At 73.2% G+C, this 13,628-nt stretch carries 13 protein-coding genes; 2 read left to right on the forward strand and 11 right to left on the reverse strand.

What is annotated here, in order from left to right:
- From AB7J25_RS19485 to AB7J25_RS19535, 11 genes are all read right to left on the reverse strand, one after another.
- Nucleotides 1-1,035: an iron-siderophore ABC transporter substrate-binding protein gene (locus tag AB7J25_RS19485; RefSeq protein WP_428511005.1), complete on the reverse strand. Its 1,035-nt coding sequence runs from the start codon at nucleotides 1,033-1,035 to the stop codon at nucleotides 1-3.
- 49 nt (nucleotides 1,036-1,084) lie between these two features.
- Nucleotides 1,085-1,306 carry an MbtH family protein gene (locus AB7J25_RS19490; protein WP_428511006.1) on the reverse strand — a complete coding sequence of 74 codons (222 nt, stop codon included), beginning with the start codon at nucleotides 1,304-1,306 and terminating at the stop codon, nucleotides 1,085-1,087.
- A gap of 62 nt (nucleotides 1,307-1,368) precedes the next feature.
- On the reverse strand, nucleotides 1,369-2,664 hold the full coding sequence (locus AB7J25_RS19495; RefSeq protein ID WP_428511016.1) for a lysine N(6)-hydroxylase/L-ornithine N(5)-oxygenase family protein: 1,296 nt from the start codon (nucleotides 2,662-2,664) through the stop codon (nucleotides 1,369-1,371).
- Nucleotides 2,665-2,771: 107 nt separating this feature from the next.
- Entirely contained in the window at nucleotides 2,772-3,875 is a 1,104-nt protein-coding gene (paaE, locus tag AB7J25_RS19500) for a 1,2-phenylacetyl-CoA epoxidase subunit PaaE (protein WP_428511007.1), read from the reverse strand.
- Entirely contained in the window at nucleotides 3,872-4,351 is a 480-nt protein-coding gene (gene paaD / locus AB7J25_RS19505; protein ID WP_428511008.1) for a 1,2-phenylacetyl-CoA epoxidase subunit PaaD, read from the reverse strand. The genes paaE and paaD overlap by 4 nt, the downstream gene beginning before the upstream one ends.
- 239 nt (nucleotides 4,352-4,590) lie before the next feature.
- Nucleotides 4,591-5,514: a 1,2-phenylacetyl-CoA epoxidase subunit PaaC gene (gene paaC / locus AB7J25_RS19510; RefSeq protein WP_428511017.1), complete on the reverse strand. Its 924-nt coding sequence runs from the start codon at nucleotides 5,512-5,514 to the stop codon at nucleotides 4,591-4,593.
- A gap of 5 nt (nucleotides 5,515-5,519) precedes the next feature.
- Entirely contained in the window at nucleotides 5,520-5,861 is a 342-nt protein-coding gene (gene paaB / locus AB7J25_RS19515; RefSeq protein ID WP_428511009.1) for a 1,2-phenylacetyl-CoA epoxidase subunit PaaB, read from the reverse strand.
- A complete protein-coding gene (gene paaA, locus AB7J25_RS19520; protein WP_428511010.1) occupies nucleotides 5,858-6,808 on the reverse strand; it encodes a 1,2-phenylacetyl-CoA epoxidase subunit PaaA in 951 nt (316 codons plus the stop codon). The genes paaB and paaA overlap by 4 nt, the downstream gene beginning before the upstream one ends.
- 262 nt (nucleotides 6,809-7,070) lie before the next feature.
- On the reverse strand, nucleotides 7,071-7,715 hold the full coding sequence (locus tag AB7J25_RS19525) for a TetR/AcrR family transcriptional regulator (RefSeq protein ID WP_428511011.1): 645 nt from the start codon (nucleotides 7,713-7,715) through the stop codon (nucleotides 7,071-7,073).
- Entirely contained in the window at nucleotides 7,715-8,527 is an 813-nt protein-coding gene (locus AB7J25_RS19530) for an enoyl-CoA hydratase/isomerase family protein (protein WP_428511012.1), read from the reverse strand. Before AB7J25_RS19530 ends, AB7J25_RS19525 begins: the two co-directional genes overlap by 1 nt.
- A gap of 44 nt (nucleotides 8,528-8,571) precedes the next feature.
- Nucleotides 8,572-9,828: a hypothetical protein gene (locus AB7J25_RS19535; RefSeq protein ID WP_428511013.1), complete on the reverse strand. Its 1,257-nt coding sequence runs from the start codon at nucleotides 9,826-9,828 to the stop codon at nucleotides 8,572-8,574.
- Between the two features lie 124 nt (nucleotides 9,829-9,952).
- On the opposite strand from AB7J25_RS19535, the gene paaZ reads away from it, so the two are divergent.
- Both paaZ and paaK read left to right on the forward strand, forming a co-directional pair.
- Nucleotides 9,953-12,001: a phenylacetic acid degradation bifunctional protein PaaZ gene (gene paaZ, locus AB7J25_RS19540; protein WP_428511014.1), complete on the forward strand. Its 2,049-nt coding sequence runs from the start codon at nucleotides 9,953-9,955 to the stop codon at nucleotides 11,999-12,001.
- Entirely contained in the window at nucleotides 11,998-13,314 is a 1,317-nt protein-coding gene (paaK, locus tag AB7J25_RS19545; protein WP_428511015.1) for a phenylacetate--CoA ligase PaaK, read from the forward strand. Before paaZ ends, paaK begins: the two co-directional genes overlap by 4 nt.
- The last annotated feature ends 314 nt before the right edge of the window (nucleotides 13,315-13,628 follow it).

Below are 13,628 nucleotides of genomic sequence, written 5' to 3' on the forward strand. Positions count from 1 at the left end.
TCACCGGCGGTCGCCCTCCTCGAGCATCGGGACGACCTGGTCGAGCGCGTACGGGATGCTCAGCACGCTGTTGAAGGTGACGGCGGCGCCGGGAAACGGCGGGGTGGTGTAGTCGAGGTAGAGCACGTGCTGGGAGCGGACGACGTCGAGCCGGTTGTAGATCGGGTCCGCCTCGAGCGTGCGCAGGGTGTCGGGGTCGGAAGTCCAGGCGAGGCGGTCGACGTCGAGCAGGGCGGCCTCCTCGGCGCTGACGGTGGCGAGGTTGTCCGACACGCGCGGGCTGATCCAGTCGGGCTGGGTCCGGAAGCCGAGCGAGGCGAAGAAGCGGGCCTTGGGGTCCTGCGGGGAGAACACGCCGTAGGTCCCGTTCTCCACGGTGGCCATGACGAGCATCGTCTGGTTCGCCCAGTTCGGGTGCGCCGTGGCGACGGCGGCCAGCCGGGCCTCGAGATCGGTGATCAGCTGCTCGGCCTGGTCGGAACGGCCCAGTGCGCGCCCGGTGGTCCGCGTCATGTCCTGCCAGGTGGCGCCGAACTGGTCGAAGTCCTTGGAGTTCGCCACGGTCGGGGCGATCTTGGACAGCGTGTCGTACTCGGCCTGGTCCAGACCCTCGTAGAGGGCGAGGATCAGGTCCGGCTTCAGCGCGGCCACCTTCTCGAAGTTGATCTCACCGGCGTTCGAGACGATCTCGGGGACCTGACCCTTCGCCGCGTCCCGCGCCCACGGGAAGATCGCGCCGGGCTGCTCGTTGAACCACTCCGTGGTCCCGACCGGGACGACGCCGAGGGCGAGCACCGGGTCCTGGTCGCTCCAGCCGATCGTGACGACGCGCTCGGGCGCCTTCGTGATCGTCGTCGACCCGAGCGCGTGCTCGATCGTGACGGGGAAGCCGCTCGACGAGGGGGCCTGCGGCGCGGCGGCGGGCGGGGCGTCGGCGGGGCCCGCGCAGCCGACCAGGGCCGCCGCCGCGAGCGTGAGGAGCGCGACGAGCAGGCGCAGTGGGCCGCGAGGCACCACGTGGGGGATTCGGGACACTGGGGTTTCCTTCGATTCGATGTGCGGATCGGTCGCTGGCGGGGCGGGATCAGCCCGCCGCCGCGTCGGTCGCCGCGCGGAGGGACCGGGGACGCAGGTCGGTCCAGCGGGCGGCGATGTGGTCGAGGCACTCCTGGCGACCCGCCGGGCCCAGGTCGACCGTCCAGCCGGCGGGGACCGGGGCGAACGCGGGCCAGAGCGAGTACTGGCCCTCGTCGTTGACGAGCGCGTGGAACGTGCCGTCGGCGTCGTCGAACGGGTTGGTGGACATACGGGTGCTCCGGAGGTCGTCGCCGGCGGGCGGCAGGGCGGGCTGGGGTGGGGGCCGGTGCGTCAGGCGGGCCGGCTGTCGGCGAGCCCACGGGCCGCCGCGGCGCTCGCGTGGGCGGCGATGGACTCGGCGATCTCGCCCGCGCGGACGGCGATGTTGGACAGCAGCGTCGAGGACAACCCGTGGGTGTGCTCGGTCGGGCCCTGGAGGTAGATGCCGGCGCGGAGATCGGGATCGGTCGCGACGCGGTAGTCCCGGCCGATCCGCAGCCTGCCGCTCTCGTCGCGGGCGAACCGGTTCGCCAGCCGCTCGAGCAGGGCGCACGGATCGGCGGGCCGGTAGCCGGTGGCGTACACCAGGACGTCGGCCGGGACGACGTCGCGCCGCCCGTCGAGCAGCGAGTCGATCGCCACCTGCACGCCGTCCTCGGTGGCGACGGCGTCGACGACGCGGCTGACGTTGTGGAACCGCAGGCGTTCCCGCCCGCTGACCCGCTCGTGGTAGTGGCGGCGGTAGAGCGACTCGATGAGGTCGGTGTCGACCACGGAGTAGTTCGTGTTGGCGTGGTAGCCGAGGATCATCTCCTTGACCGCGCTCGGCGCCCGGTAGAAGTCGTCCACGGCGGAGGGGTCGAACACCCGGTTCGCGAAGGACGAGTCGTCGGCGGGGCTGTAGCCGTAGCGGGCGAACACGGCGCGGACCTCGGCCTCGGGGAACCGGCGGTGCAGGTGGTCGACGGCCTCGGCGGCGCTCTGCCCGGCCCCGACGACGACGATCCGGCGGGGATCGCGGATCTCCCCCACGCGGCGCAGCAGGTCGTGCGTGTGCCACACCCGCGGCCCGGGCTCCACCCCCGGGGGCAGGTGCGGGCGCAGACCCGTGGCCAGCACGACGTTGCGGGTGCGCAGCGCGTCACCGCGGCTGGTCCGCACGTCGAGCACGCCCGGTTCGCCCGCCACCGGCTCGATGCCGACGACGGACGTGGCGTAGTCGACCCGGTCGGTGAAGCGGGAAGCGGCCCACTCCAGGTAGTCGTGGAACTCCAGGCGGGTCGGATAGGGGCTGCCGTAGTTGATGAAATCGACCAGCCGTCCGTGGTCGTGCAGGTAGGACAGGAAGGCGAACGGGCTCGCCGGGTTGCGCAGCGTCACGAGGTCCTTGAGGTACGAGATCTGCATCGTCGCGTCCTCGAGAAGCATCCCGCGATGCCAGCCGAAGCGGTCCTGGCGCTCGACGAAGCGCACGCTCGATCTGCGGCCGTGCTCGGTGAGCGCGACGGCCAGGGCCAGGTTCGACGGTCCGAACCCCACCCCGACGAGGTCGAGCACCTCGGAGCCGGAACGGTGCGCAGACCCCATCGGGAACGGCGGGCGGGTCACACCCTGAGGAACAGTCACAGAAGACAAGCCTCACCTAATGTTAGGCGAAGGTCAACACTCTGTTTCGACGCTCCGTGGTCTCCCGGTCACGCGTCGAAGTCGACGATGATCCGTTCCGAGACCGGAAGTGCCTGGCACGTAAGGACGAAGCCCGCCGCGACCTCGTCCTCCTCCAGCGCGAAGTTGCGCCGCATCCGTACCTCCCCTTCGGTGACCCGAGCCCGGCACGTCCCGCAGACTCCGCCCTTGCAGGCGAACGGGAGGTCGCCCCGGACGCGCTGGACGCCGTCGAGGATCCGGTCCTCGCGGGCGACCACGACGGGCGTGGACCGGCCGTTGAGGACGACGGTCACGTCGCTGGTCTCTCCCGACGGCACGGCGTCGGCATGGTCGAGACGGTGCAGCTCCGGCGGCGGCTCGTCGACGTAGAACAGCTCGCGGTGCACCCGCTGCCGCGCCACGCCCATCTCGCCCAGCACGGCGACGGCGTCCTCGGTCATGCCCAGCGGCCCGCAGAGCCACCAGTGGTCGACGCCGGCCACGTCCACCAGGGATCCGAGCAGCGCGCGCAGCTTCGCCGCGTCCAGCCTGCCGTTCGCGATCTCCGCCTCCAGCGGCTCGCGGGACAGGACGTGGATCAGGTGCAGGCGGGGGCCGTGGGCGTCCTTGAGATCGGCGAGATCCTCGGTGAACATCACCGTGTCCGTGCGTCGGTTGCCGTAGAGCAGAGTGACGCGGGTGTCGGGGTGCGCGGCCAGCAGCGACGCGGCGATGGAGATCACCGGCGTGATCCCCGACCCGGCTGCGATCAGGCCGTGGTGCGTGCCCGCGGCGAGCTCGGGTGTGAACGACCCCGAGGGCGGCGCGACCTCCACCACCTCCCCGGGGACGAGCCGGTCCACGAGCCACTCGGAGAACAGGCCCGTGTCGACGCGGCGCACGCCGATCCGGGGCGGCGCCCCCGCGGGGGCGCAGATCGAGTAGGACCTCCGCTCCTCGCGCCCGTCGCGGTCCAGGCGCAGCGTGAGGTACTGGCCGGGCCGGAACGTGAACCGCTCCCGCAGCACCGCCGGGATCTCGAACGTGACGGCGACGGCGTCGTCGCAGAGCCGTTCGACGTCGGCGACGGTGAGCGGGTGGAAACCGGTGCTCGCGGGGACCTCGAGGGTGCTCGTCACGGGGCTGGTCACAGGGTCTTCATCTCCTGGAACGGCTCGCTGCACGCGCGGCAGCGACGCAGGGCGGTGCACGGGGTCGGCCCGAACCGCGACAGCTCGACGGTCTCCGGCGAGCCGCACTGCGGGCAGCGTGCGCCGCCGGGCGGGCCGAGCGTGAGAGGGATCGGGCCGGTCCGGTGCGACGCCCGTCCCGGCGGGGCGATGCCGTGCGCGGCGAGCTTCGCACGGCCCTCCTCGGTGATCCGGTCCGTGCTCCAGGCCGGCGACAGGACGGTCCGCACCTCGACGCGCTCGTAACCGGCCGCGCGCAGGTGCGCCGCCACGTCCGCGCGCATCACCTCGACGGCCGGGCACCCCGAGTAGGTCGGGGTCAGCGTGACGACGACACCGTCGCGCTCCTCGACCGACCGGACGACGCCCAGGTCGACCAGGGTCAGCATCGGCAGCTCCGGGTCGACGACCTGCGCCACCAGGTCCGCCGCGCTCACGGTTCCGATGGTTCGCTGCGGACCCGCCTCCGCTCCTCGCTCGCCAGAGCTCGCTGCGATGCTCACCCGGTCCTCGCTCACGGTTCCGATGGTTCGGTGCGGACCCGCCTCCGCTCCTCGCTCGCCGGAGCTCGCTGCGATGCTCACCGGGCCCTCGCTCACAGCATCCATGGTTCGCTGCGGACCCGCCTCCGCTCCTCGCTCGCCGGAGCTCGCTGCGATGCTCACCGGGCCCTCGCTCACCATGTCGCCCCCGGATGCCGTCGCGCCAGGCTCTGCATCGGCGCGAGGACGTGCCCGAGATGCTCGGTGTGCATACCCTGGCGCCCGCCGCGGCCGGCGATCGTGCCCACCGGCGGGACCGACGGCCGGGTGAGCGTCGCGCGGGCGAGGACCTCGTCGAGCACGGCGTCGAACTCGCCGCGGACACCGGCGGGGTCCACGGCGATCCCGGGCAGCGCGCGCTCCTCGGCGGAGGTGCGGAAGAGCTCCTCCACGTAGGGCCACACCGCGTCCAGCCCGGCCTGTATCCGCCGGTGGGACTCGGCCGTGCCGTCGCCGAGGCGCAGCGCCCAGCGGGCGGCGTGGTCGCGGTGGTAGGCGAGCTCCTTCACGCCCTTCTCCGCGACGGCCGCGAGCACGGGGTCGCGGGACTCCACGAGACGCGTGAGCAATGCCAGCCGCCAGGTCGAGAACAGCAGCAGCCGCGCGATCGCGCGCCCGAAGTCCAGCCCGTCCGGGATCTCGGCGAGCGCGACGTTGCGGAACTGCGCCTCCTCGCGCAGGTAGGCCAGGGCGTCCTCGTCCGACCCGGTGAGGTGCCCAGCACGGGACAGCAGCAGGCGGGCCTGGCCGAGCAGGTCCAGGGCGATGTTGGCCAGTGCCACCTCCTCCTCCAGCTCCGGGGCGTTGCTCACCCACTCGGAGAGCCGCTGCGCGCAGACGAGGGCGTCGTCGCCGAGGGCGAGGCAGTACGCCGCGAGCGTCGCCGCGTCGGCGCCGTCCGGGACGGGCGCGGTGACCTCGGCGGCCACCTCCTCGATGCCGGTCCCGAACGCCCAACGCGGGTCGTCGTGCTCGACGGTCTCGGCCAGCGCCTGATAGGCGTTCCCGGGGTCGCTCCGGGCGTCGACCGCGTCGTGCTCTGCCGTGTTCTCGCTCACAGGGCTCACAGGTGCGGCACCTCCTCGGGGATCGCGTAGAAGGTGGGATGGCGGTAGACCTTGTCGCCGGACGGGGCGAAGAACGGGTCCTTCTCGGCCGGGCTGGACGCGGTGATGTCCTCGGCGCGCACCACCCAGATCGACACGCCCTCGTTGCGGCGTGTGTAGAGATCGCGCGCGTGGTGCAGCGCCATCTCGGCGTCCGGAGCGTGCAACGACCCCACGTGGACGTGGTTCAGGCCGCGCTTGCCGCGCACGAACACCTCGTAGAGCGGCCAGGAGCCGCGGGCGGGCGTGGTGTTGCCGTCCTCGGTGCCGATTCCGGGATCGGGGTCGCTCGGGATCATGCCGCCGCTTCCTTCCGGTGCTCGTGCTTGGCCGCGTACGCCGCGGCCGCCTCCCGTACCCAGGCCCCGTTCTCGTGCGCGCTCCTGCGGTGCGCCAGGCGCTGCGCGTTGCACGGTCCCGATCCGGAGATCACGTCCTTGAACTCGGCCCAGTCCGGCTGCGAGTAGTCGTAGTGGCCCCGCTCGGCGTTCCAGCGCAAGCCCGGGTCGGGCAGCGTGACGCCCAGTGCCTCGGCCTGCGGCACCGTCATGTCGACGAAGCGCTGGCGCAGCTCGTCGTTGGTGTGCCGCTTGATCCCCCACGCCATGGACTGCTGCGTGTTCGGCGAGTCGCCGTCGGGCGGGCCGAACATCATCAGCGAGGGCCACCAGAACCGGTTCGTCGACTCCTGCACCATCTCGCGCTGCGCGTCGGTGCCGTTGACCATCGCGATCAGCAGCTCGAAGCCCTGCCGCTGGTGGAACGACTCCTCCTTGCAGATCCGGATCATCGCCCGGGCGTAGGGCCCGTACGAGCACCGGCACAGCGGGACCTGGTTGCAGATGGCCGCGCCGTCGACCAGCCAGCCGATGACGCCGACGTCGGCGTAGGACAGCGCCGGGTAGTTGAAGATCGACGAGTACTTCTGCCGGTTCGTGATCAGCTTCTCGGTGAGCTCCTCACGGTCCACCCCGAGGGTCTCGGCGGCCGCGTAGAGGTACAGGCCGTGCCCGGCCTCGTCCTGCACCTTCGCCAGGAGGATCGCCTTGCGGCGCAGGCTGGGTGCCCGCAGGATCCAGTTCCCCTCGGGCTGCATCCCGATGATCTCGGAGTGCGCGTGCTGGGCGATCTGGCGGATCAGGGTCTTCCGGTACGCCTCCGGCATCCAGTCGCGGGGCTCGATGCGCTGGTCGGCCGCGATGGTCGCCTCGAACTGCTCCCGGAACTCGCCAGCGGGCTCGGCCACGGGCACCTCCTCTACCGAATGTTCGTTCGGTAACGATGGTGACGGTTTCCGGGCTCGAGCGCAACCGCCGTCTCCCACGCGGCCCGCCCAGCCCGCTCCCGCGTGCCCGGCGCAGAGCGCTCAGCCCGCGCGGCCGGCCCAGATCGCTCATCCCGCGCGAACGGCACGTACGGGAAGACCTATTTCCCGTACGTGCCGTTCGCTCGGACGGCAGGGGGCGCCAGGGGGCGCCAGGGGGCGCCAGGGGGCGCGGCGGGGCAGGTCAGCGAGCGGGGAGGATCCCGTCGAACGCCGCCCGCGCGACCGCCTCGGGCAGGTGCGCCGTCCCCCGCCCCGGCCGGTACCACTCGACGACGGAGTTGACCAGCCCCGACAGCAGCCGCGCCGCCAGCCACGACTCGACGTCCGGTCGCAGATCGCCGGCGACGACGGCGTCGCGGACCAGCGAGGCGACGTGGGCGTCGAAGGCGCGACGGCGCTCCAGCGCCCACCGCTCGGTCTCGGTGTTGCCCCGCACCCGCAGCAGGAGGGTGACGTACGGCAGGTCCTCGATGAGCACCTGCACCTGCCCGCGCACGATGTAGCGCAGCCGCTCCAGCGGCGGCCCGTGCTGCGCACCGGGCTCGTCGAGGATGGCGAACAAGCGGTCCAGGGCCCGTTCCAGGGCGGCGCGCAGCAGCGCCTCCTTGCCGGAGAAGTGGTGGTAGAACGACGATTTCGTGATCCCGGCTGCCTGCGAGAGGTGCTCCATCGAGGTGGCGTCGTAGCCGCGGGTGATGAACTCGCCGACGGCGACCTCCAGCAACGATCCCGGGCCGCGCGACGGCCGCCTGCCGCGTCGCCCGGACGGTCCCGCCGCCCCGTCCACGGCGCCGTCCGGCCGGTTGACCAGCGGCTCCGCGGTCATCACTTGCCCCGGAAGACGGGACGGCGCTTCGCCAGGAACGCCTCGACGGCCTGCGCGTGATCCTCGGTCGTGCCGAGCCTGGCCTGCGCCGCGGCCTCGGCGGCCAGGACGTCCGGCAGTGGCGACACCGCGCCGTGCCGGACGAGCGCCTTGACCTCGGCGTACGCGAGCGTCGGTCCCGCGGCGAGCGTGCGGGCCAGCTCCACCGCCGCGGGCAGCACCTCGGGCGCGGGGACGACACGCCGGACGAGCCCCCAGTCCCGGGCCTCTTCGGCGGTGAACGTCTCGCCGAGCAGCAGCAGTTCCGTCGCCCGCGACACGCCGACGGCATGGGCGAGGCTCGCCGACAGGCCGGAGTCCGGGGCGAGGCCGATGCCGGTGAACGCGGTGGCGAACTTCAGGCCCTCGGCGGCGATCCGCAGGTCGCAGGCCAGCGCGAAGCCCAACCCCGCGCCCACGCACGGCCCGTTGATCGCGGCGACGACCGGGTACGGCAGCGCGGCGAGCCCCTCCACGATCGGGTTGTAGTGCTCGGCGACGGTGGCGAAGGAGGTGGCCGGGTCCGCGCGCAGGGCCTCGACGTGCTCGCCCAGGTCCTGCCCGACGCAGAAGGCCTTCCCCGCCCCGGTGAGCACGAGCGCCCGGACGTCGGCGCCTGCGAGCCCCCGGACCTCCTCGACCAGCGCCGACTTGAGCTCGCGGGTGAGCGCGTTGTACCGGGCCGGACGGTTGAGCGTGAGTACGGCGACGGCGGGCTCGACGCTGTCGCGCGCCAGCAGCACGGGGGGTTCGGCGGTCGCGAAGTCGGTCATCGGGCCATCGTAGGCGATCGACCGAACGATCGGTCGGCCATGCGTCACCCGATTGCCGCGTCGAGGTGCCGACGGATCCCTCGGACGAGGCCGACGAGCCTCGCGGCCGCCCGGTCGACCCGCTCGGGTGAGTCGGGGGCGATGGGCAGCGACGGTGCCGGCGGTGCTGTCGGTGGCAGTGCTGTCGACGGTGCTGTCGGCGGTGTCGACAGCCGTGGCGGCGGTACCGCCGGCCCTGCCGGGACGAGGGAGCGCAGCTCCCGCAGCGCGTCGCGGATCTCCGCCACGTCGGCCGTCAGGGCCGCGGCGCCCCCGGGCACGGGCACCGCGGGCGCCGCTCCCCCGACGACCGGGCCGGCGCCGTCGCCCGTCCGGTCCACCGGGTCGCCGACCCCGCGGGCGGCGACGAACCCGTCCAGCGCCGCCTCGATCTCGTCGAGCTCCTGGCGCAGCCCCGTAGGCAGCGCATCGCCGAACGACCGCCTCCCGAGCCGCCGCGCCGCCCGCTCGCCCCGCTCCGCCGACCATCGCGCGATCCCGGCGCCGAACGCCTCGGTCAGCAGCTCCAGCTCGGTGAGCCGCAGGCCGCCGGGCGGCAGCGTCAGGACCGGGATGTCCGCGCGGATCTCCTCACCCCACCCGACGAGGTAGGCCGCCGACAGCCCGACGAGCTGCGTGACCAGCTCCTCGACGGACTTGTACGCCGCGCCCCCCAGCGCCCCACCCTCGACGCCGCCGAACGCGCCGATCACCAGAGCGGCCGCGCCGGCCCCTGCGACCGGCGGCACGAGCCGTTCGAGCATCCGGCGTGCCCGCCGGCTCCAGCGGCGCAGCACCCGGCGATCCGGCGGCGCCGTCGGCGCGCCGACCTGGGCCCGCGCCCGGGCGACGAACCGGGCCACGGCCGAGCGCGCGATGTCGACGTCGTACTGCGCCCGCACCGGGTCCCCGACGGCGGCGACGGCGTGTCCGAGCAGCTCCGCCGTGGTGTCGACCAGATCGTGGACGGGTGGCGGGGGCGGCTCCTCGTAGCCGAACGCGGTGAGCAGCGGCGCCAGCCGGTGGTCGACGAGTGCGGCGAGGGCCGGGAGGTCCCCTGGCCGTAGCTCCCCCGCGGCGCCGCGCATGCGTCGCCAGAGCTCGTCGTCGCCCGCGACGGCCTCGACGACGCGCAGCGCATCCTGCAGCGCGTCGTGCAGGTACCGCACCCGCGCCCCGTCGACGCCCGGCTGCTCGGCGGCGGCCAGCGCCTCGGCGAGGCGCAGGCGTCCCCCGAGCAACTCGTCCAGCGTCGCCGTCACGGCGGGGACCCTAAGGCCCCGTGATGTCCGCGCGCCGCCGCCCCTGTCGGCGCGCCGCGCGCGGTGCTACCGTCCGTTCCCGAACGAACGGTCGGTCATCTAATCCCATCCGGAGGGTACGTCGATGTCCCTGCTGCGCAGCTACGTCTCGGGCGGGTGGCACACCGCGCCGGACGACGGTCGCCCGCTGCACGACGCCGTCACCGGCGAGGAGGTCGCCCGCATCTCCTCGGCCGGCGTCGACTTCGCCGCCGCGCTCGACCACGGGCGCCGCACCGGTGGGCCCGCGCTGCGCGAGCTGACCTTCCACCAGCGTGCGGGCTTGCTCAAGGCGGTGGCCGGGCACCTGCGCGAGCACCGCGAGGAGCTCTACGCCCTGTCCGCCCGCACCGGCGCCACGCTCGGCGACTCGAAGTTCGACGTCGACGGCGGCATCGGCGTGCTGCTCGCCTACGCGAGCAAAGGGCGCCGCGAGCTGCCGAACGACACCGTGTACGTCGACGGCGCCGTCGAGCCGCTGAGCCGGGGCGGGACGTTCGTCGGCCAGCACGTCTGCACTCCGCTGCGGGGCGTCGCCGTGCAGGTCAACGCCTTCAACTTCCCGGTATGGGGGCCGCTGGAGAAGCTCGCGCCCGCCTTCCTTGGCGGGATGCCCACCCTGGTCAAGCCCGCGAGCCCGACGGCGTTCCTCACCGCGCGGCTCGTCGAGCTGATCATCGACTCGGGCCTGCTGCCGGAAGGGACGCTCCAGCTCGTGGCGGGCGGGATCGGCGACCTGTTCGACCACCTCACCGAGCAGGACACCGTCTCCTTCACCGGCTCGGCCGCGACGGCGGCGACGCTGCGCACGCACCCGGTGATCGTGGCGCGGGCCGTGCGGTTCACCGCCGAGGCGGACTCGCTCAACCTGTCGATCCTGGGCCCCGACGCCGCGCCAGGCACGCCCGAGTTCGATCTCTACGTGAAGGGGATCGTCGCCGAGATGACGGTGAAGGCCGGGCAGAAGTGCACGGCGATCCGCCGGGCGTTCGCGCCGGAGCAGCACGTCGACGCCGTCGTCGAGGCCGTCTCGGAACGCCTTGCGCGCACCACGGTCGGCAACCCCGCGAACCCCGACGTCCGGATGGGGGCGCTCGCGAGCCTCGACCAGCGCGAGGAGGTGCGCCGCAGCGTGAAGGCCCTCGCCGACGCGGGGCGGATCGTGTTCGGCGACCCGCAGAAGGTGGACGTCGTCGACGCCGATGCGCAGCGCGGGGCGTTCGTCTCGCCGATCCTGCTGGTGGGCGACCCCGGCCGGGCGGAACCGCACGAGGTGGAGGCGTTCGGCCCGGTGTCGACGGTGCTGCCCTACACGTCGGTGGAGCAGGTCGTGGAGCTGGCGGCGCGGGGGCAGGGAAGCCTCGCGGGTTCGATCGTCACCGCCGATCCGGAGGTGGCCCGGGAGATCGTCCTCGGGGTCGCGCCGTGGCACGGGCGGCTGCTCGTGCTGAACTCCCGGGACGCGAAGGAGTCGACCGGCCACGGCTCGCCGCTCCCGGCACTGGTGCACGGCGGCCCCGGCCGCGCGGGCGGTGGCGAGGAGATGGGCGGTATCCGTGGGGTGCTGCACCACATGCAGCGCACGGCGGTCCAGGCCGACCCGGACTCGCTCGCCGCGATCACCGGCCGCTGGGTGACGGGCGCGCAGCGCCGCAGCGCCGACGTGCACCCCTTCCGCAAGTACCTGGAGGAGCTGCGGCCGGGCGACTCGATCGTCGCCGGCCCGCGCGCCGTCACCCAGGAGGACGTGGAGCACTTCGCCGAGTTCACCGGCGACACCTTCTACGCGCACATGGACCAACGCGCCGCGGAGGCGTCCCCGATCTTCGGCGGGCGCGTCGCCCACGGCTACCTGACGCTGGCGTTCGCGGCGGGGCTGTTCGTCGATCCCGATCCCGGTCCGGTACTCGCGAACTACGGGCTGGACAACCTGCGCTACCTCACGCCCGTCCGGTTCGGCGACGAGATCACCGTGACGCTGACCTGCAAGCAGATCACCCCGCACGGCAGCGCCCCGCAGGGCGACGTTCGCTGGGACGTCGACGTCACACGCCAGGACGGCGAGTCCGTCGCCCGCTACGAGCTGCTCACCCTGGTGGCCACGAAGTCGGCACAGAAGGAGGCCGCGCAGTGACTTCCCGCCTCGGGCCCGCCCCCGACCCGTCGCTCCTGGATCCCGCCGAGCGCTGGAGCGTCGACGAGCTGCGCGCCCGCCAGCTCGAGCGGCTGCGCGCGACGCTGCGCCACGCCTACGACAACGTGGCGTTCTACCGGCGCCGCTTCGACGAGGCCGGCGTGCATCCCGAGGACTGCCGCGACCTCGCCGATCTCGGGAAGTTCCCCACGACCACCAAGGCCGACCTGCGCGAGAACTACCCGTTCGGGATGTTCGCGGTCCCGCAGGACCAGGTGCGGCGCATCCACGCGTCGTCCGGCACCACGGGCAAGCCCACCGTCGTCGGCTACACGGAGGGCGACATCGCGCGCTGGGCGGGCCTCATGGCCCGCTCCATCCGCGCGGCGGGCGGCCGCGCGGGCGACCGGGTGCACGTCGCCTACGGCTACGGGCTGTTCACCGGCGGGCTGGGGGCGCACTACGGGGCGGAAGCGCTCGGGGCGACCGTCATCCCCGTCTCGGGCGGCATGACGCCCCGGCAGGTGCAGCTGATCACGGACTTCACGCCGCGGATCATCATGGTCACCCCCTCCTACATGCTCACGATCATCGACGAGTTCGAGAAGCAGGGCCTCGACCCGAGGGCGTCCTCGCTGCAGATCGGGATCTTCGGCGCCGAGCCGTGGACCGAGGAGATGCGCGCCGAGATCGAGGAGCGCATGGACATGCACGCCGTCGACGTCTACGGCCTCTCCGAGGTGATGGGCCCCGGCGTGTCGCAGGAGTGCGTGGAGACCAAGGACGGCCTGCACATCTGGGAGGACCACTTCCTGCCCGAGGCGATCGACCCCCTCGACGGCACCGTCCTGGCCGACGGCGAGGAGGGCGAGCTGCTGTTCACCTCGCTCACCAAGGAGGCACTGCCGATCATCCGCTACCGCACCCGCGACCTCACCCGGCTGCTGCCGGGCACCGCGCGGCCCGCGATGCGGCGGATGCAGAAGATCACCGGACGCAGTGACGACATGATCATCCTGCGCGGGGTGAACCTCTTCCCCACCCAGATCGAGGAGATCGTGCTGCGGACGGCCGGGCTCGCCCCGCACTTCCAGCTCGTCCTGACCACCGAGGGCCGCCTGGACGCGCTGGCCGTCCGGGTCGAGGCGCGGCCGGACACCCCGACCGCGCGCCGCGACGCCGCCGCCGCGGAGGTGGTGCAAGCGGTGAAGGACACCGTCGGAGTGACGGTGACGTGCGAGGTGGTGGACCCGGAGACGTTGGAGCGGTCGGTCGGGAAGCTGCAGCGGTTGAAGGACCGGCGGCAGCGGTAGACCCGGGTCAGACCCGGGTCGGGGCGTGGCCCGTTGCGGCCCGGTGAGGCCCGTTGCGGCCCGGTGCGCCGGGGCGCTTCCGGGGTGCCGGGGGCTTCCGGGCTGGGGCGCTTCCGGGTCGGCCGGGGCTCCGGGGTGCCGGCGGCTTCCGGGGGGGTGCCGGCGGCGTGCCCGCGGGCCTGACGCGGGGCCTGTCAGATGGTCTGTGTAACAAGATCCTCTTGACGTGAGGAGTACGCAGATGACCATGGCCGACGAGCACCGCAACGATCATCCGCTCGGTGCGACGCCGGTGACAGGCCGCTCGGCGCGCG

The organism is Pseudonocardia sp., from assembly GCF_050246655.1.
Taxonomy (GTDB): Bacteria; Actinomycetota; Actinomycetes; order Mycobacteriales; family Pseudonocardiaceae; genus Pseudonocardia.

Coding starts and splice junctions, on each gene's coding strand:
- paaB (WP_428511009.1), bottom strand. CDS start 5,861: ATGATCCCGAGCGACCCCGATCCCGGAATCGGCACCGAGGACGGCAAC.
- AB7J25_RS19530 (WP_428511012.1), bottom strand. CDS start 8,527: ATGACCGACTTCGCGACCGCCGAACCCCCCGTGCTGCTGGCGCGCGAC.
- AB7J25_RS19525 (WP_428511011.1), bottom strand. CDS start 7,715: ATGACCGCGGAGCCGCTGGTCAACCGGCCGGACGGCGCCGTGGACGGG.
- paaZ (WP_428511014.1), top strand. CDS start 9,953: ATGTCCCTGCTGCGCAGCTACGTCTCGGGCGGGTGGCACACCGCGCCG.
- AB7J25_RS19490 (WP_428511006.1), bottom strand. CDS start 1,306: ATGTCCACCAACCCGTTCGACGACGCCGACGGCACGTTCCACGCGCTC.
- AB7J25_RS19495 (WP_428511016.1), bottom strand. CDS start 2,664: ATGGGGTCTGCGCACCGTTCCGGCTCCGAGGTGCTCGACCTCGTCGGG.